We start from the raw sequence: 16,971 nt of genomic DNA, 5'->3' as shown, positions 1-16,971 counted from the left end.
CGCGGCTGGAGCTGGCGCAGGGCGAACCGGTGCAGGTCGAGTCGGGCGCGATGATGGCGACGAGCTACGGCGTGACCGTCTGGCGGGTCGGATCGGCCGGGGCCGATCGCACCCGCCTGATCGAGACGCCGGCGCGATCTCGCTGGTGGGTTGCGAGACGCCGGCGAGATCTCGCTGATCGGTTGCGAGACGCCGGCGCGATCTCGCTGGTGGGTTGCGAGACGCCGGCGAGATCTCGCTGGTGGGTTGCGAGACGCCGGCACGATCTCGCTGATCGGTTGCGACTGGTTCACGATATATCGGAAACGATCGCGATGCAACCTAGCGACTGTCGGGGACCTGCGCGAGGCGCGTTTGCGGTGGTCGGAGATACTCGAAGGAGTAAGAAGAAGCGCTGAACCGACCTGGGAGACCCGACCCCCCATGCTGGACCGAGTGGTCATCGACGCCTTGTTCCCCGCGGACCTGCCCGAGCCGGAGCACTGGGAGCAGCGCTACCCGGCGCGGCAGCTGCCCGACGGCGCGAAGGTGACCCGGTTCGGCCCGTCCCCCACGGGGTTCGTGCACATCGGCGGCATCTACGTGGCCACGATCGACCAGGACGTCGCCCGCCGCTCCGGCGGCCGCTACCTGGTGCGCGTCGAGGACACCGACCAGTCGCGCGAGGTCGAGGGCGCGCTGGAGCAGTTCGAGCGCGGCTTCAGCTACTTCGGTCTTCAGGCCGACGAAGACACCCTGCGCGGCGGAGACTACGGCCCGTACCAGCAGTCTGGCCGCGAGCAGATCTACCTGACCTTCGTGCGGCAGCTGCTGCGCGAAGGCCGCGCGTACATCGACTTCGCGACGAAGGACGAGCTCGCGTCGATCACCGCGCGCCAGCAGGCCACGAAGCTGCCCACCGGCTACTACGGCTCCTGGGCGATCTGGCGCGACGCTTCGGCCGAGGACGTGCAGGCGAAGCTCGACGCCGGCGAGCCGTGGGTCGTGCGGTTCCGCGCGCCCGACGACACCGGCGCGCGCGTGCGCTTCACCGACGCGATCCGCGGCACGATCGAAGCCGAGGCCAACCGCAACGACGTGGTGATCCTCAAGAGCTCCGACCAGAGCCCCCGGCTGCCGACCTACCACTTCGCGCACGCCGTGGACGATCACCTCATGCGCGTGAACCTCGTCATCCGCGGCGACGAGTGGATCTCGTCCGTGCCGGTGCACCAGCAGCTGTTCGACGCGCTCGGCTTCGAGCCGATCACCTATGCGCACATCGCCCCGCTGATGAAGCAGGAGGGCGGCAGCAAGCGCAAGCTGTCCAAGCGCAAGGACCCCGAGGCGTCGGTCGACTTCTACATCGAGGCCGGCTACCCGGTCGAGGCCGTCCTGTACTACCTTCGCGGGCTCGCCAACGGCCGCCTCGCCGAGCTGCCGCTGGCCCAGGCGCTGGACGAGCCCGTCAACCTCGACGAGATGGGCGTCGCGGGACCGCTCGTGGACCTGGTGAAGCTCGACGACATCTCCGCCGACCACATCGCCACGATGTCCGGCGCGGAGATCCTTGCCGCCGTGCGCACGTGGGCGCAGCGCTTCGACCCGGAGCTGCTGTCGGTGCTCGAGTCGTCGGAGGAGCTGGCCCTGCGCGCGCTGGCCGTCGAGCGCGAGGGCGCCGAGAACCCGCGCAAGGACCTCAAGAAGTGGAGCGAGTTCCGCGCGGTCTACGGGTTCTTCTTCCCGCAGCTGCACGCACCCGTAACCGGCCCGGACGACGAGCGCATCGCCGCACTGGGCGTGGCACCGGACGTCGTGCGCGCCGTGGCGTCGGACTTCGTCGCGAACTACCAGCAGCTCGACGACGGCCAGGAGTGGTTCCAGCAGATCCGCGACGTCGCGGCGAAGCACGGTTTCGCCAAGAACGCCAAGGAACTCAAGAAGGACCCCGACGCGTACCCGGGCTCGATCCGCGAGGCCTCGCAGATCATCCGCATCGCGATCACCGGCTCCACCCGCAGCCCGGACCTGCACTCGATCACGCAGGCGCTGGGCCGCGACGAGACCCTGCTGCGGTTCGAAGCTCTGACGGCGTGAGCCGCGGCCGTCCTCCGGCGCGGGTCCGCCGGAGGACGGTGCGTCACTCCTGTTCTGGCGCGGTGGCGTCCAGCCTTCGTTGCAGCTCCGGGTGGCCGGTGAACACCGCCACCTGCAGCTCCGCGACAAGGCGCTGAGTGGGAATCTCGACGTCGACCCCGAACACGTCCCGGATCCGGGTCAGCCGGTACTTCAACGTGTTGCGATGCACGTACAACGTGCGGGCCGCGGCGGTGAGGCCCCCGCCCGCTTCGAATCGGACAGCAAGGCGTCCGCGATCGAGTCCTCGAACGCGACGACCCGGCGGGACTCGTCGAGCAACGGCAGGGTGAGCAGCCGGTCGACGTCGCGGCGGGCCTCGACCAGCCGGTCGGCGGACGTGATCTCGCCGTTGACGGGGGCCCGCAGCTCCACGCGCAGCCTGCGCGTCGTCTGCCCGGCGATCTCGCGGCCGAGCGCGGTCGCCTCGCACGGCGGCCGGTCCTCGACCACCGGGGAACGTCGCGTAGACCTGGCCGTCGCAGGACGTCACCGCGCCGCCGTGCCGCGACGCCTCTACCCGCAGCGCCACCAGGTCCTCGAGCTGGCGCAGCCGCAGCGGATCGGGCGCGCCGGCCGGCGGCCCGTCCACCCGGTCCGGGACGAACGCGAACAGCCGGAACGCGACGCCGGTCAGCCCGAGCCGCACCTCGACGGTCTGCGCGTTGGCGCGGCCCATGAGCGGACCCGTCCGGGTGGTGACCGGCAGCACACGGCCGGGGGCACGCTGACGGCGTGTCCGATGGACGTGGAATACTGGATCGGTTATGACTGCCCTCCCCCTTGTTTTCGACGCGCCCAAGCGCGGCCTGCCGCCGCGCCACCTCGCCGACCTCACCTCCGCCGAGCGGGCCGAGGCCGTGGTGGAGCTGGGGGAGAAGGCCTTCCGCGCGAAGCAGCTGTCGAACCACTACTTCTCGCGCCTGACCGTCGACCCGGCCGCCATGACGGACATCCCCACGGCCTCGCGCGAGCGGCTCGTCGCCGACCTCATGCCGACGCTGTTCACCGAGGTGCGCGCGCTCTCGGCCGACGGCGGTGCCACGCGCAAGACCTTGTGGCGCGCCCACGACGGCACGCTGATCGAGAGCGTGCTCATGCGCTACCCCGACCGCGCGACGCTGTGCATCTCCAGCCAGGCCGGCTGCGGCATGGCGTGCCCCTTCTGCGCCACCGGCCAGGGCGGCCTCGACCGCAACCTGTCGACGGCCGAGATCGTCGACCAGGTCCGCTCCGCCGCCGCCGTCATGCGCGACGGCGACATGCCCGGCGGTCCCGGCCGCTTGTCGAACATCGTCTTCATGGGCATGGGTGAGCCGCTCGCGAACTACAAGCGTGTGGTGGCGGCGGTGCGGCGTATTACGGAGCCTTCTCCTGAGGGTTTGGGGATTGGGCAGCGTTCGGTGACGGTGTCGACGGTGGGTTTGGCGCCGGCGATCCGGAAGCTGGCGGATGAGAAGATGCAGGTGCGTCTCGCGGTTTCCTTGCATACTCCGGATGATGAGCTGCGGGACACGTTGGTGCCGGTGAACAACCGGTGGTCGGTGGACGAGGTGTTGTCTGCTGCGCGGTATTACGCGGATACGTCGGGTCGTCGGGTGTCGATCGAGTACGCGTTGATCCGGGATATCAATGATCAGCCGTGGCGGGCGGAGTTGCTGGCTAAGCGGCTGCGCAAGCACCTGGGTCAGTTGGTGCACGTGAACGTGATCCCGTTGAACCCGACGCCGGGTTCGAAGTGGGATGCGTCGCCGAAGCCGGTGGAGCGGGAGTTCGTGCGGTTGGTGAATGCAGGGGGCGTAGCCTGCACGGTGCGTGACACCCGTGGTCAGGACATTGCGGCGGCGTGTGGCCAGTTGGCTGCCGAAGGCTGAGTTTCGTTTCAGTGATGGGAAAGTTCCTGTGATTTCAACGCCCTGCCTCCTTGACCCGGCGGCGGAAGAGCTGAAGCTGCGCGATATTACCGGCGGGGTGGCGGTTGCTCGTGCGGCCCGCTCGTTGCTGGGTGAGCGGTTCGATTCGGAGAGTTTCATGTACGTGCTGATGCGCGCGTACTCCGTGGACTTCCACGCCGCCCGCGACGCTTCGCGCTGGCACGAGTTCGAGAACGGCCCGCGGGCGTTGTCGGACGCGGATCTGGAAGTGCTGCTGGCGCCCTGGGTCGCCACGAACTGAAAGCGTCACCCGGGTCACGAGGGGCGCAGCTGCGGCCACAATGTTTCCCACGATTGCCTTGGTGTGTCGCACAGCCAGATCGGCACGCCCTCGTTGAGCCCGGCGAAACCGTGGTCACCGTCGGCCGGGGTTGCCGACGCCCGTAGGCAGTGTGTGCGCAACTCGGCCGGGTCGGTGCCGACGAACAGGATCGTCTGCGCGGCGTCCCAGGGTTCGCCGAAGCTGTCCGGCGACGCGCTCGTCGTGCGGTGCGGCTGGGAGTTCACGCCGGATCCGGCGCGGTCGTCGCCGGGTCTGAATATCGACGCCGTGCGCTGGATGCATCAGCGCGGAGTTTCGGTGTACGCGGGGGACCTCGGCGACGCGTTCCCGGCGCTCGATCCCGCCGTGCCTTTCCCGCTGCACGTCGTGGCCCTCACGCGTCTGGGCGTGCCACTGATCGACGCCGCCAACGTCGAGGACCTCGCGGCTACGTGTACAGAGCTGGGACGCCACAGCTTCCTGCTGGTAGCAGCACCGCCCCCGGTGAACGGCACCACCGGCTGCCGGTGAACCCCGTCGCGGTGTTCTGAGCTTCCGGTGTTCTGGGCCTCCGGGGTCCTGGGCCTCAGCTGCCGACGTCCATGCGTTGCGTGCCGATCACCGACAACAGCCGCAACGCCTCCTCCGAAGGCGAGCCCGGCACGGCCGTGTAGATCACCACCTGCTGGTCGCGGTCGGTCAGGTCGAGCACGTCGCAGTTGACCGTGAGGGGACCGACCACCGGGTGCCGGAACGTCTTGCACAGGCTGGGTTCGGCGGTCACGTCGTGCGACGCCCACAGGCGCGCGAAGTGCTCGCTGCCGGCGAGCAGGTCGTGGACGAGCTCGGTCACCTCGGGGTCGTCCGGGTAGCGGGCGGCGGTGGCGCGCAGGTTGCGGGCGGCGTAACGGGCGAACTCGTCGGCGTCGGACACGCCGTAGAGGCGCTGGTCGTCGCGGGAGTCTGAGCGGCGAAAGGCGCGCTCCGGCGACGCGATCCCCGGTATTCTCGGGTGATTGGCTCTCTGGGGGTGTCATGCGGACGTCCCTGTGGTTCGCGCTGCCCGCGGCCGTGCTCGCAGTGGGCGCGGTCGCGGCGCCGCTCGACGAGGACGCGGCCGCGGCGGTGAAGCTCGACCCGGCGCTGAGCCTGGACCGCATGACGCACGAGCCGGGCGCGCCGGTACGGGCGACGCTCACGAACGACACCGGCCGGCAGGTCGACGGCGCCACGTGACGTGCGCGTCGGCTGATCCCGCGGATCGCATGGCGCTCAACGGGATCCAGACCAACCAGCCGCTGCAGGGCGGCTTCTCCGGGACGCTCCTCGCGAAGCAGACCGTGACCGTGGCGCTGACCGGGCGGGTCACCGACGACGGAGTGCGGCGCGGCGGGCTGGAGGCCACGTGCGTGGTCACCGCCGGCCGGTTCACGATGCTCAGCGGGGCGGCCGCCGACGTCATCGGACCGGTCGTGCCGGTGAGCGGGCACGTCGTCGAAGACGGGAAACCGGTCGCGGGGGTCACCGTCGTGGCGGCGAGCCAGAGCCTCGCCACGCTCGACCGGACGTGGACCGCGGTCAGCGGCCCGGACGGCAGCTACCGGTTGTCCGGGCTGCGCGCGGGATACTACCTGCTGAAGGTTCCCGGCCGCGCCCTCGAGAGCGACTTCCTTTTTCTGGTCACCGGCACGTCGGCGGACCACGACGTCGTGCTGACCGGCAGCAGGTGAATGCCACTCCACGCTCCATAGTGGACAATTCCACGCGACGATTTCCCGCGCGGAGTTTTACGGAAAACGCACGGGCTGCCGTAGTGGTCACATGACGGTGAGTACCAGCCGGTCACCCACCTCCAGGATCACCCCGAAGAGTGGCGGCGCGAGCAATCCGCCAAGTAGGTGCCGGAATGCCCTAGCGCAGAGTGAGAGAACCCGGCGAAAACCACAGCGTTACATCACTCTTTAGTGGTGAAATTGCGGAAAACATGGTCACTGACTCGGCCGATCGACGCGCTGCGCAGTGGATCTTGCTTTGCAATTCCGGACCCCCTTGATAGCGTCGCGTTCTCGCCGGTGATCGACAGTTGCGTCGGGTCACGCGTGGATTCGGGGATCCGCGGGCGGTTCCATTCTTGGTGTTCGAAAGGACAATTCATGCGTTCTGCCCTGCTGCGCGGACGGGCCCTCGTGGTCGCCGCTCCAGCCCTCGCCCTGCTCGCCACCGCCGCCCCCTCGGCGGTCGCTGCCGACGCGCCCGCCGGGTCGGCCTACGGCGCGTCCGCGTCGGTCTCGCTGCTGGCGGGAGTGCTGGGGGACAAGGGAATCTCCGTGGAGACGGGCAAGATCGCGCCGTCGAACACGGACGGCCCCACGTCGGCGTCGGTGGTGGACGTGCCGCTGAAGGGCCTGGTCACGGCGAAGGCGGTCAGCAGCTCCGCGAAGAAGACCGACGGCAAGGTCGCCTCGAAGGCCTCCATCGTCGACGCCACGCTGCCCGTGCTCGCCCCGCTCGCGGGCGCGACGCCGAAGGCGCGCGTGATCAGCTCCGAGTGCACGTCGACGCCCGATGGCATCACCGCCTCGTCCGAGCTCGCGGGCCTGGATCTCGGCCGTATCGGCAAGCTGCCCGTGGGCACCGCGCCGAACCAGAAGATCGGTGTGCCCGGGGTGGCGCAGGTGATCGTGAACGAGCAGATCAAGCACGACGACGGCTCCCTCACCGTCAACGCCTTGCACGTGAAGCTCCTCGGCGGCAAGGCCACCGGCGCGCTGGGCAGCGGCGACATCGTCCTCGCCTCCTCCACCTGCGCGAAGGTCGCGGCGACGCCGAGCACGCCCACCCAGCCCACCGCCCCCGCCAAGCCGCCGGCCCAGGGCCCCGGCCAGGTCACCGTCATCCCGGCCGGTGCGCCGGAGACCGGTGACGGCTCGCTCGCCACGGTGTTCGCGCAGTGAGTGATCGTGCAGTGACCCGACGCCGGTTCGGCCTCTTCGCCCTGTTGCTGGCGCTCGTCGCCACCTTCGCCCTGTCCGGCTGTGGCGCGGACACGACCCCGGCCCAGCAGCCGGCCGCGCCCGCGAGCGCCGCACCCGTGGTCGGGCTTGCGCGGTCGGTGCCGGTGTCGCTCGACGTGCCGAGCATCGACGCGCACTCCTCGCTCGTCTCGCTCGGCCTCAACGCCGACAAAACCGTCCAGGTCCCGCCGGTGACCGAACCACTGCAGGCGGGCTGGTACTCCAACAGCCCGACGCCGGGCCAGATTGGCCCCGCCGTGGTGCTCGGGCACATCGACGGCAACCACCAGAAGGGCATCTTCTGGCGGCTGCACGAAGTGAAGAAAGGCGACCAGGTCGTGATCGGGCGCCAGGACGGGTCGAAGGCCACCTTCACCGTCACGAAGGTCGACCAGATCGCGAAGAAGGAGTTCCCCACCGAAGCGGTCTACGGCAACACCACCGACCCGCAGATCCGCCTCATCACGTGCGGCGGGGCGTTCGACGCCGCCGCGCACAGCTACCTCGACAACATCATCGTCTACGGCTCGCTCAACACGTAGGCGTTCCCCGGGCCAGGGCCCTGTCGTCTCGCGCTCGGGCGAGCCGGCAGGGCCCTGCTTTGTTTTATACCCCTCTACCTCATGCCGCCGTGGCCACCGTCGTCAGCAGGGCCGCGCCCGCCGGCGTCAGCTCTGCCGGCACCTGCTGCCCGAGGAGCCCGAGCCGCGCCGGGCGCACCAGACCTTCGTGGGCCAGGGCGTGGGCGGTGAACTGGTCACAGCAGGGCAGACCGTCGACGAACAGGTCCGGTTCGGCGCTGCAGGTCACCCTCGCGCGCCCGGCTGCGACGGCCCGCAACATCGCGATCCCGCGTGAGCTGGTTCCCATGGCTGCCTCCTGAAGTCGCTCTCTACTCCTACGTCGAAGCAGAGGCCGCCGTTTCGACATCGCGGCGCCCTAACCTGGCGGGAGAAGCCGCAACGCGATCGGGAGCGCCCATGTTGATCGAAGACCTGCAAGCCGTCCTGCCGCCCGAGGTCCTCGTGCGCGACCCCGACGTGCTGCGCGGCTTCGCCCACGACGAGGCCGAGTGGGCGCCGTGGGCGCTGCCCGAGGTCGTGGTGCGGCCGCGCTCGGCCGAAGACGTGCAGGCCGCCGTGAAGGTCTGCCTCAGGCACGGCACACCCGTGGTCACGCGCGGCGCCGGCACCGGGCTGTCCGGCGGTGCCAACGCCGTGGCCGGCTGCGTCGTGCTCGTCACCGACCGCATGACGGCGATCCACGAGATCGACGCCGTCGAGCGCCTCGCCGTGGTCGGCCCGGGCGTGGTGAACGACGATCTGAGCGCGGCCTGCGCCGAGCACGGCCTCTGGTACCCGCCCGACCCGGCGAGCTCCCCGTGGTCGACGATCGGCGGCAACGTCGCCACCAACGCCGGTGGCGTGTGCTGCGTGAAGTACGGCGTGACCCGCGACTACGTGCTCGGGCTGCAAGTCGTCACGGGCACCGGCGAGCTCGTGCGGCTCGGGCGCCGCACTGCGAAAGGTGTGGCGGGCTACGACCTCGCCGGACTGATGGTCGGCTCCGAGGGCACGCTCGGCGTCATCACCGAGATCACCGTGCGCCTGCGAGCTCAGCGCGCGCCCGAGAGCACGGTGGCGGGGTACTTCGACTCGACCGTCGCCGCGGGCGAAGCGGCCGCCGCGATCCGGGCGGCCGGCGTGGTGCCCTCGGCGCTGGAGCTGGTCGACCGCCACTGCCTCGTCGCCGTGGACGAGTGGAAGAACATGGGCCTGTCGGCCGACGCGGAGGTGGTGCTGTTGGGCCGCAGCGACGCGCCGGGCGCGGCGGGGGAGCACGAGGCCGCCGTGATGCTCGCGTGCTTCGAGAAGGCGGGCGCCACGTGGGCGGCGCAGTCGTCGGACCAGGCGGAGGCCGACGCGTTGTTCGCCGCTCGGCGGCTGGCGTACCCGGCGCTGGAGCGGCTCGGTCCGCTGCTGACCGAGGACGTCTGCGTGCCCACCCACCTCGTGCCCGAGATGCTCGCGCGCATCGACCTCGCGGCGAAGCGGCACAACACGCTCATCGCCAACGTCGCGCACATCGGCGACGGCAACCTCCATCCGTTGCTCAGCACACCGGCCGGCGACGAGGACGCGCGGCGGCGTGCGCAGGCCGCGTTCGACGACATCGTGGCCGACGCGCTGGCCCTCGGCGGCACCGTGACCGGCGAACACGGCGTGGGCCTGCTCAAGCGGCCGGGGCTGCAAAACGAGCTCGGACCGGCGGTTCTGCAGATGCACCAGGCCGTGAAAAACGCGCTGGACCCGCACGGGATCCTCAATCCCGGGAAGGTTTTCGCTTTTCACTCGGTCGAGTGAACGTAAATAGTCCTCAAAGGACAGTGATCAACCTGTGACGGTTCTCTCGTAACCGATTTACGAAGTTGGTTGCCGCAGGCAAGCAACTTGCTTAGCCTAGCTAAGGGAACGAGAGAAAGGTTTCACTGTGGCCGAGCGCAGAACGTATTCACTCGCGGAACTGGGTCCGCGATACAAGTGGATCGCGCTGTCCAACACGACACTGGGCATGCTGATCGCGACGATCAACTCGTCGATCGTGCTCATCGCGCTGCCCGACATCTTCAAGGGCATCGGGATCAACCCGCTGGAGCCGGCCAACACCAGCTACCTGCTGTGGATGATCATGGGCTTCCTGGTGGTCACCGCCGTACTGGTGGTGAGCTTCGGGCGCCTGGGGGACATGTACGGCCGCGCCAGGATGTACAACCTCGGCTTCGCGGTGTTCACCGTGTCGTCGATCTTCCTGGCCATCACCTGGTTCGACGGTGACGCCGCGGCGCTCTGGCTGATCGGCTGGCGCATCGTGCAGGGCGTCGGCGGCGCGTTCCTGATGGCGAACTCGTCGGCCATCCTCACCGACGCGTTCCCCTCCAACCAGCGCGGTCTCGCGCTGGGCATGAACGGTGTCGCGGCGATCGCGGGTTCGTTCCTCGGCCTGGTCGTCGGTGGCGTCCTCGCGCCCGTCGACTGGAACCTGATCTTCCTGGTGTCGGTGCCCTTCGGTGTGGTCGGCACGATCTGGGCGTACGTGAAGCTGCACGACACCGGGGTGCGCAAGCACGCGAAAATGGACTGGTGGGGCAACATCACCTTCGCGGTCGGCCTGATCGCGGTGCTGGTGGGCATCACCTACGGCATCCAGCCCTACGGCTCGTCGCCGACCGGCTGGGGCAGCCCGATGGTGCTCTCGTGCCTCATCGGCGGCATCGCGGTGCTGATCGCGTTCGTGGTCATCGAGACCAAGGTGGCCAACCCGCTGTTCCGGCTTTCGCTGTTCCGGATCCGGTCGTTCAGCTGGGGCAACCTCGCGAACCTCACGGCGTCGCTCGGGCGCGGTGGCCTGCAGTTCATCCTGATCATCTGGCTGCAGGGCATCTGGCTGCCGCAGCACGGCTACACCTTCGAACAGACGCCGCTGTGGGCCGGTATCTACATGCTGCCCATGACCGTCGGCTTCCTGGTGTCCGCGCCGACGGCCGGCATCCTGTCCGACCGCATCGGCAGCCGGCTGCTCGCGTCGAGCGGCCTGGTGATCACCGCGATCACCTTCCTGCTGCTGATCCTGCTGCCGGTGAACTTCAACTACTGGGCGTTCGCGGCGATCCTGCTCGTCAACGGCATCGGCATGGGCATGTTCTCCTCGCCCAACCGCGCCGAGGTGATGAACAGCCTGCCGGCCGACGCCCGTGGCTCCGGCGCGGGCATGATGACCACGTTCCAGAACGCGGCCATGGTGCTTTCGATCGGCTTCTTCTTCAGCCTGATCATCGCGGGCCTGTCGGACAACCTCCCGGCGGCGATGTTCCAGGGCCTCACCGCCCACGGCGTGCCCGCCGGGCCGGCCGACCAGGTGGCGCACCTGCCGGCGGTGGCCGTGCTCTTCGCGGCTTTCCTCGGCTACAACCCGATCCAGCAGCTGCTGGGCGGCCAGCTGGGCAGCCTGCCGCCGGACCAGGCCTCGTTCCTGACCGGGCGCAGCTTCTTCCCGAACCTGATCTCGGGTCCGTTCCAGGATGGTCTGGCCGTGGCGTTCGGCTTCGCCATCGTGGTCTGCCTGATCGGCGCGGTCGCGTCGCTGCTCACGAAGGACAAGGGCAAGACTTCGGAATCGGTGGGTGAGGAGCTGGCCGCGGTCGCCGGGGAGTCCGGCGGCGGGCCGAGCGAGCTGGTGGCTCCGACCAGCGAACGGTGACCATTGCGGGTGCACGGGCCGTCCCGGGATTCGTTCCCGGGACGGCCCATTTTTATGCGGGGACGGGTTCTTTGGCCGGCGCCGGTTCAGGGTGTTTGGCGGTGGCCCTGCGGCCGAGCGCGATCATCGGCAGCTCGACCCAGCGGTAGAGCAGGTCGGCCATCAGCAGCGCGACGGCAGTGACACCGACCGCGGTGAGCGTGCGCGGGTGCGCCAGCTGCGGCACGAGCCCCGCGAGCGTCCAGCCGGCGATGGACTGGATGAGGTACAGCGAGTACGACCGTTCCCCGATGAACCGCAGTGGTTTCAGGGACAGCACCCGGCTCAGCGGCCCGCCGGCCACGAGCGACGGCAGCAGCAGCGCCACGAGCACCGCATAGGCCGTGCCGACGGCGACGCCACCGTCGTCGTGCAGGGCGACGGTGAGGTCGGTGAAGAACACTTGCACCACCACGATCATGGCGGCCACGACGACGCCGGCCACCGGGTGCGTGAGGGGTTTGAGTACCGCGAACCCCCTGCGGTGGTGGAGAACGATGGCCACCGTGCAGCCGATGACGATGGACGCGTACGCGCCGGAGTACGGCAGCACCGGCACCAGCGCGACCAGTAGCACCACCAGTCCTGCGCCGAGCCCCAGTCGCTTCGCGAACCCCAGCCCCGCGATGCCGAACGCCAGCAGCGGCCACAGCAGGTAGAACTTCTGCTCGACGCCGAGCGTCCACGCCACCCCGAACACCCCGACGACGTGGAACTCGTTGAGGAACGTCGCGAACCAGGGGAGCGCGCCGAACAGCCCGCTGGAGCGCAGCTCACCCCTGCCTGCCGTGACGGTGACCAAGATCCCGAGCACCGCGTAGTACACCGGCAGGATCCGGAACGCCCGCCTCAGGTAGAAGTTCTTCAGCGACACGCGGCCGGTGCGGTCCTCCTCGCGCAACGCCAGCGTCGTGATCAGGAACCCGGACAACACGAAGAACACGTGCACGCCGATCCACCCGTTCGCGCGCACCCACGCGCTGCCCCCGAAGTGGAACACCACCACCAACACCGCGGCGATCGCCCGCACCCCGTCCAGCGCCGGGAACCGCCTGGTGGCGAGGTAGGTTTCGTGGGTCATCAGCATGAGCTCCCCCGGTCCGCCGCCCGACTGCTCGCGTACTGTAATCGGGGTTGGGCGATGTTCACTCTTTGGGGTGACTTGGCTGGTCAGGGATGGATTCTGGGGTGGATTCGGACCGCGAACGTCTGGCAGAGCTGCTGTCCGTCGCGCCGGGTGAGATCGCCGCGTCCGCCCGCGAGGCTCTGGTGACGGGGGCGACGTTCAAGCTGTGGCCAGGCGCGTCGACCGCCAGCCAGTTCAGATCGGTGTTCCGCCGGCGGCAACGGAACGCGTTCCGCGTCGGCCGGCCGTCGATCGGGTTCGCCGAGGGCTTCGCGACCTCGGCGCCTACGAAGGCGTGTTCCTCGCCCTGGGTTACGTCGATGACCGGCCGCAAGTGGGGTACTTCTTCCAGCTGTTCCTGACGCCGGATCTGTCCCGGTTGGTCACCTGTTGGGGGGTGAAACCGTCTGCGAGAGCCGCAGAACAGGTGCTGGATCGGCACCGGCCCCGGGGACGCGGACTCGAGCGACGTTCGACCGCGGATCGCGACCGGCTACTCGCGATGCTCGCCCCGCTGTGCCCGGCGGAGATTCGACGTTGGTGGTCGCCGCGTTGGAAGCGGGAGCGCCGTGTGTGATGGAGACTCGGTCAGGACGTCAGCTGTTCCTGACCCCGGATCTGTCCCGGCTGATCACGGGATTCGGGGTGAAAGCGGTGGCCGAACAGCAGGCCTGACCTACCGGCCGAACGAAGCCGTCGCGATCTTCACCGGGTGTTTCGGCGCACCGTCCAGCGGCCCGTCCGGATCGGTCGGAATGATGCCGTCCTTCACCATCCGGTCGATCGCGTCCATGCCGCGTACGACCTTCCCCAGCACCGAATACTGCGCGGGAATGTGCGCGAAGGAATGGACGATGAAGAATTCCGACCCGTTCGTCCCCGGGCCCTGGTTGCCCATCGCGATGGTGCCGCGTTCGTACGTCTCCGCGCCCGACACTTCGTCCGGGAACTTGTAGCCCGGGCCGCCCTTTTCCACCTCGTAGAGGTCGCCGCACTGCAGCACGCCGAGGCGTTCCGAATCAGACAGGCGCCAGCACTGCGAACGGTCGTAGAAGTGCTGCATGACCAGCGACACCATGTTCGCCACACCACACGGGGCGGCGCCGGCGCGATCCAACCGCACCGTCACCGGCCCGTAGTTGAAGTGGAACGTCACGTCGACCGTGCCGCGCGTCAAGGCGAAGGGCAGCGGCTGCACCACGGGCCGCGCGGCCGGGTTGTCCGGCGTCGGGGTGAACGTGCACCCGACGACAGGCGCAGCAGCGGCAGAAGCAGGGGTGGCAGAAGCAGCAGTGGCCGGCACGGCGCACAGCGCCACACCGGCCACGACCGAAAGAACGAGAGCGACCCAGCGTGACGTCATAGCCCCGCAAGGTAGCGAACGGAAACCTACTTGCGCCAGGCCGTGCGGCGCTTGCGGAAGTCGAGCACGAGCAACAGGGCGAGGAACGCGGCGAGGCCGATGAGCCACACGTTCTCGGTGTTGTTCTCGTGGTTGCCCTTGAGCATGAGCAGCAGGATGACGACGCTGACCCAGCCGGCGATGCGCGTGGCCTTCGGGAACGAGCCGTGCCAGCCCCACTCGGCCGACGGTTCGTCGCGCGGGTCCACTTCGGGGCGCTTCTCGATCGCCTTGCCTGCCACGATCACTCCTCCTGACCCGCTCAACCTGGTACGCCGTAATGATCCCACACCCCCGAGTGCTCCGCGGAGACGGGCCGCGCCTCGGCGGGCGATAATGGCGTGCGATGACTACCTCGCGAAGCGTCCTCGTGCTCGGCTCGACCGGGTCCGTCGGAGCCCAGGCCCTCGACGTCACCGCTCGTAACCCCCACCTGTTCACCGTCGCGGGCATCGCCGCCGGTGGCTCCGACCCGCAGGCGCTCGCCGCGCAGGCCCTGGCCCACGGCGTGGAGGCCGTGGCCGTGAGCCGCCCGACGGTGGTCGAAGATCTGCAGCTCGCGCTGTACGCGGAGGCACAGCGGCGCGGCTACTCCCGGGGCGAGTTCCGCATCCCGCGCATCTTCGCCGGCGCCGACGCCGTGACGGAGCTCATCGACGCCGTGAACGTCGACGTCGTGCTCAACGCCCTGCCCGGGTCGCAGGGCCTTCAGCCCACACTCAAAGCCCTGGCCACGGGTTCGACGCTCGCGCTGGCCAACAAGGAGTCGCTCATCGCGGGCGGACCGCTCGTGCTCGCGGCCGCGAAGCCGGGTCAGATCGTGCCGGTGGACTCCGAGCACTCGGCCATCGCGCAGGCCCTGCGCTCCGGCCGGGACAACGAGGTCGCGCGCCTGGTGCTCACGGCGTCGGGCGGGCCGTTCCGCGGCAAGAAGCGCGAGGACCTCGTCGACGTGACCATCGAGCAGGCCATGGCGCACCCGACGTGGTCCATGGGCCCGGTCATCACGATCAACTCGGCCACGCTCATCAACAAGGGCCTGGAGCTGATCGAGGCCGCGCTGCTGTTCGGCATCGAGCCCGCGCGCATCGACGTGACCGTGCACCCGCAGTCGATCATCCACTCGATGGTGACGTTCGTCGACGGCTCGACGATCGCCCAGGCCAGCCCGCCCGACATGCGGCTGCCGATCGCGCTCGCGCTGCACTGGCCCGAGCGCGTGCCCGGCGCCGCCGCCGCGTGCTCGTGGGACACGGCCGCGAGCTGGACGTTCGAGCCCCTCGACAACGAGGCGTTCCCGGCGGTCGAGCTGGCGCGCCACGCCGGCACCGAGGGCGGCTGCCTGCCCGCCGTCTACAACGCGGCGAACGAAGAGGCCGTGGCCGCCTTCCTCGCGCAGAACACCGGTTTCACGTCGATTGTGGACACTGTTTCCCAGGTGGTCGAAGCCGCCGACGAATGGCGTCGCGAACCGCGCGACGTCGAGGATGTACTCGCCGCCGAGCGCTGGGCTCGAGGGCGCGCAGGATCGATGCTGGGTAAGGGGAAGTAGCGCGTGCTCGCCTACATCATCGGGGTGGTGCTGTTCGCCCTGGGCATCTGCATCTCCGTCGCGCTGCACGAGGCCGGCCACATGGTCACGGCCAAGATGTTCGGCATGAAGGTCCGCCGGTACTTCATCGGCTTCGGGCCCACGATCTTCTCGTTCCGCCGCGGCGAGACCGAGTACGGCGCGAAGTGGATCCCGCTCGGCGGGTTCTGCGACATCGCCGGCATGACGGCGCTCGACGAGGTGACCCCGGACGAGGCGCCGCGCGCGATGTGGCGGTTCAAGACGTGGAAGCGCACCGTCGTGATGTCGGCGGGCTCGATCACGCACTTCATCCTCGGCTTCGTGGTGCTGTACCTGATGTCGATCACCATGGGCCTGCCGAACATCGCGGCCGCGTCCGAGCCGTGGCCGCCGGTGATCTCCAGTGTTTCGTGTGCCCGCCCGGCCACGACCTCGCAGCAGGTCAACGACCTCTCGTGCCCGCCGGGGGCGCCCACTCCGGCGAAGACCGCCGGCATCATGGCGGGCGACAAGATCGTTGCCGTCGCGGGCAAGCCCACCGCGAGCTGGACCGACGTGCTTCAGGTCGTGCAGGACTCGAAGGGCATCACGCCGATCACCGTGCAGCGAGGCAACCAAACCCTGAACCTGCAGGTGGACATCCCGCGCGTGCAGCGGCTCGGCACCGACGGCAAGGTGCGCGAGGTCGGCATGATGGGCGCCTCGACGCAGCGGCCAGAGGCGTACCTGCACTACAACGGCCTCACCGGCATCGGCGCCACGTTCTCCTTCACCGGCGACATGTTCGCCCAGACCGCGCAGCGCCTCGTGGAGTTCCCCGAGCGCATCCCGGCCGTGGTCAGCGCGATCTTCGGCGGTGAGCGCGACCCGAACACGCCGGTCAGCGTCGTCGGCGCGAGCCGGATCGGCGGCGAGGCCGTGGAGCAGGGGCTGTGGCAGATCTTCTTCTTCCTGCTGGCCAGCCTGAACTTCTTCATCGGCGTGTTCAACCTGCTGCCGCTGCTGCCGCTGGACGGCGGGCACATCGCCGTCGTCTGGTACGAGAAGGTGCGCGACTGGCTGCGCGGCCTGCGCGGCAAGGCGGCGGGCGGACCGGTCGACTACACCAAGCTTTCGGCCGTCACGATGGTGCTCGTCGTCATCGGCGGCGGCATCACTCTACTGACGGTCACAGCGGACATCGTGAACCCGATTCGCTTGCAGTAACCGGTCCCACCGGTCGGGTCATTACCCGGCCGGTGGGCCCCCG

General features: G+C 69.3%; 21 protein-coding genes and 1 pseudogene. 14 read left to right on the top strand and 8 right to left on the bottom strand.

Annotated elements, in window-relative coordinates; genetic code table 11:
* Together AB0M56_RS38500 and AB0M56_RS38495 are read left to right on the top strand one after the other, a co-directional pair.
* Positions 1 to 80, top strand: a pseudogene (locus tag AB0M56_RS38500) (TIGR00266 family protein); the annotation flags it as partial.
* Between the two features lie 343 nt (positions 81 to 423).
* On the top strand, positions 424 to 2,076 hold the full coding sequence (locus tag AB0M56_RS38495) for a glutamate--tRNA ligase family protein (RefSeq protein WP_364185536.1): 1,653 nt from the start codon (positions 424 to 426) through the stop codon (positions 2,074 to 2,076).
* A gap of 43 nt (positions 2,077 to 2,119) precedes the next feature.
* Here the strand turns inward: AB0M56_RS38495 and AB0M56_RS38490 are convergent, their stop codons facing one another.
* Both AB0M56_RS38490 and AB0M56_RS38485 read right to left on the bottom strand, forming a co-directional pair.
* Complete coding sequence (locus AB0M56_RS38490; protein WP_364185534.1) at positions 2,120 to 2,287, bottom strand: helix-turn-helix domain-containing protein; 168 nt, start codon at positions 2,285 to 2,287, stop codon at positions 2,120 to 2,122.
* Entirely contained in the window at positions 2,269 to 2,568 is a 300-nt protein-coding gene (locus AB0M56_RS38485) for a hypothetical protein (protein WP_364185532.1), read from the bottom strand. The genes AB0M56_RS38490 and AB0M56_RS38485 overlap by 19 nt, the downstream gene beginning before the upstream one ends.
* A gap of 314 nt (positions 2,569 to 2,882) precedes the next feature.
* Here AB0M56_RS38485 and rlmN point away from each other — a divergent pair, with 314 nt between their 5' ends.
* Together rlmN and AB0M56_RS38475 are read left to right on the top strand one after the other, a co-directional pair.
* Positions 2,883 to 3,989 (top strand): 23S rRNA (adenine(2503)-C(2))-methyltransferase RlmN, encoded by a 1,107-nt coding sequence (gene rlmN, locus AB0M56_RS38480; protein WP_364185530.1) that lies wholly within the window; start codon positions 2,883 to 2,885, stop codon positions 3,987 to 3,989.
* Between the two features lie 28 nt (positions 3,990 to 4,017).
* On the top strand, positions 4,018 to 4,290 hold the full coding sequence (locus AB0M56_RS38475) for a hypothetical protein (RefSeq protein ID WP_364185528.1): 273 nt from the start codon (positions 4,018 to 4,020) through the stop codon (positions 4,288 to 4,290).
* A gap of 14 nt (positions 4,291 to 4,304) precedes the next feature.
* On the opposite strand, the gene AB0M56_RS38470 is transcribed toward AB0M56_RS38475, so the two are convergent.
* Positions 4,305 to 4,556: a hypothetical protein gene (locus AB0M56_RS38470; RefSeq protein WP_364185558.1), complete on the bottom strand. Its 252-nt coding sequence runs from the start codon at positions 4,554 to 4,556 to the stop codon at positions 4,305 to 4,307.
* Between AB0M56_RS38470 and AB0M56_RS38465 the strand changes: the two genes are divergently transcribed.
* Positions 4,444 to 4,842: a hypothetical protein gene (locus AB0M56_RS38465; RefSeq protein WP_364185556.1), complete on the top strand. Its 399-nt coding sequence runs from the start codon at positions 4,444 to 4,446 to the stop codon at positions 4,840 to 4,842. The genes AB0M56_RS38470 and AB0M56_RS38465 overlap by 113 nt on opposite strands.
* 55 nt (positions 4,843 to 4,897) lie before the next feature.
* On the opposite strand, the gene AB0M56_RS38460 is transcribed toward AB0M56_RS38465, so the two are convergent.
* A complete protein-coding gene (locus AB0M56_RS38460; protein WP_364185526.1) occupies positions 4,898 to 5,245 on the bottom strand; it encodes a hypothetical protein in 348 nt (115 codons plus the stop codon).
* A gap of 101 nt (positions 5,246 to 5,346) precedes the next feature.
* On the opposite strand from AB0M56_RS38460, the gene AB0M56_RS38455 reads away from it, so the two are divergent.
* The 4 genes from AB0M56_RS38455 (at position 5,347) to AB0M56_RS38440 (ending at position 7,867) form a co-directional block, all read left to right on the top strand.
* Positions 5,347 to 5,547 (top strand): hypothetical protein, encoded by a 201-nt coding sequence (locus tag AB0M56_RS38455; protein WP_364185524.1) that lies wholly within the window; start codon positions 5,347 to 5,349, stop codon positions 5,545 to 5,547.
* A gap of 29 nt (positions 5,548 to 5,576) precedes the next feature.
* Positions 5,577 to 6,041, top strand: a complete 465-nt coding sequence (locus AB0M56_RS38450; protein WP_364185522.1) for a carboxypeptidase-like regulatory domain-containing protein — start codon at positions 5,577 to 5,579, stop codon at positions 6,039 to 6,041.
* A 423-nt stretch (positions 6,042 to 6,464) separates the two neighbouring features.
* Positions 6,465 to 7,265 (top strand): choice-of-anchor P family protein, encoded by an 801-nt coding sequence (locus AB0M56_RS38445; protein WP_364185520.1) that lies wholly within the window; start codon positions 6,465 to 6,467, stop codon positions 7,263 to 7,265.
* Between the two features lie 11 nt (positions 7,266 to 7,276).
* Positions 7,277 to 7,867 carry a class F sortase gene (locus AB0M56_RS38440; protein ID WP_364185554.1) on the top strand — a complete coding sequence of 197 codons (591 nt, stop codon included), beginning with the start codon at positions 7,277 to 7,279 and terminating at the stop codon, positions 7,865 to 7,867.
* Between the two features lie 79 nt (positions 7,868 to 7,946).
* On the opposite strand, the gene AB0M56_RS38435 is transcribed toward AB0M56_RS38440, so the two are convergent.
* Positions 7,947 to 8,195, bottom strand: a complete 249-nt coding sequence (locus AB0M56_RS38435) for a hypothetical protein (protein ID WP_364185518.1) — start codon at positions 8,193 to 8,195, stop codon at positions 7,947 to 7,949.
* Positions 8,196 to 8,305: 110 nt separating this feature from the next.
* Here AB0M56_RS38435 and AB0M56_RS38430 point away from each other — a divergent pair, with 110 nt between their 5' ends.
* Together AB0M56_RS38430 and AB0M56_RS38425 are read left to right on the top strand one after the other, a co-directional pair.
* Positions 8,306 to 9,688 carry an FAD-linked oxidase C-terminal domain-containing protein gene (locus AB0M56_RS38430; RefSeq protein WP_364185516.1) on the top strand — a complete coding sequence of 461 codons (1,383 nt, stop codon included), beginning with the start codon at positions 8,306 to 8,308 and terminating at the stop codon, positions 9,686 to 9,688.
* Positions 9,689 to 9,815: 127 nt separating this feature from the next.
* Positions 9,816 to 11,582, top strand: a complete 1,767-nt coding sequence (locus AB0M56_RS38425) for an MFS transporter (RefSeq protein ID WP_364185514.1) — start codon at positions 9,816 to 9,818, stop codon at positions 11,580 to 11,582.
* A 52-nt stretch (positions 11,583 to 11,634) separates the two neighbouring features.
* Here AB0M56_RS38425 and AB0M56_RS38420 read toward each other — a convergent pair whose 3' ends face one another.
* Positions 11,635 to 12,702: an acyltransferase gene (locus tag AB0M56_RS38420; RefSeq protein ID WP_364185512.1), complete on the bottom strand. Its 1,068-nt coding sequence runs from the start codon at positions 12,700 to 12,702 to the stop codon at positions 11,635 to 11,637.
* Positions 12,703 to 12,809: 107 nt separating this feature from the next.
* On the opposite strand from AB0M56_RS38420, the gene AB0M56_RS38415 reads away from it, so the two are divergent.
* Positions 12,810 to 13,109, top strand: coding sequence for a hypothetical protein (locus AB0M56_RS38415; protein WP_364185510.1), 300 nt, complete (start codon positions 12,810 to 12,812; stop codon positions 13,107 to 13,109).
* 314 nt (positions 13,110 to 13,423) lie between these two features.
* On the opposite strand, the gene AB0M56_RS38410 is transcribed toward AB0M56_RS38415, so the two are convergent.
* Together AB0M56_RS38410 and AB0M56_RS38405 are read right to left on the bottom strand one after the other, a co-directional pair.
* Complete coding sequence (locus AB0M56_RS38410) at positions 13,424 to 14,110, bottom strand: peptidylprolyl isomerase (protein ID WP_364185508.1); 687 nt, start codon at positions 14,108 to 14,110, stop codon at positions 13,424 to 13,426.
* A 26-nt stretch (positions 14,111 to 14,136) separates the two neighbouring features.
* Positions 14,137 to 14,391, bottom strand: coding sequence for a DUF2631 domain-containing protein (locus AB0M56_RS38405; RefSeq protein WP_326569402.1), 255 nt, complete (start codon positions 14,389 to 14,391; stop codon positions 14,137 to 14,139).
* A gap of 104 nt (positions 14,392 to 14,495) precedes the next feature.
* Between AB0M56_RS38405 and dxr the strand changes: the two genes are divergently transcribed.
* Both dxr and AB0M56_RS38395 read left to right on the top strand, forming a co-directional pair.
* Entirely contained in the window at positions 14,496 to 15,701 is a 1,206-nt protein-coding gene (gene dxr, locus AB0M56_RS38400; RefSeq protein ID WP_364185506.1) for a 1-deoxy-D-xylulose-5-phosphate reductoisomerase, read from the top strand.
* Positions 15,702 to 15,704: 3 nt separating this feature from the next.
* Positions 15,705 to 16,928 carry a site-2 protease family protein gene (locus AB0M56_RS38395; RefSeq protein ID WP_364185504.1) on the top strand — a complete coding sequence of 408 codons (1,224 nt, stop codon included), beginning with the start codon at positions 15,705 to 15,707 and terminating at the stop codon, positions 16,926 to 16,928.
* Positions 16,929 to 16,971: the final 43 nt, after the last annotated feature.

It is taken from the genome of Amycolatopsis sp. NPDC051372 (genome assembly GCF_040682095.1).
In the GTDB taxonomy this organism is placed as follows: Bacteria; Actinomycetota; Actinomycetes; order Mycobacteriales; family Pseudonocardiaceae; genus Amycolatopsis.
Note: the sequence above shows the minus strand (reverse complement) of the source record. Positions and strands in the feature narration are given on the sequence as shown.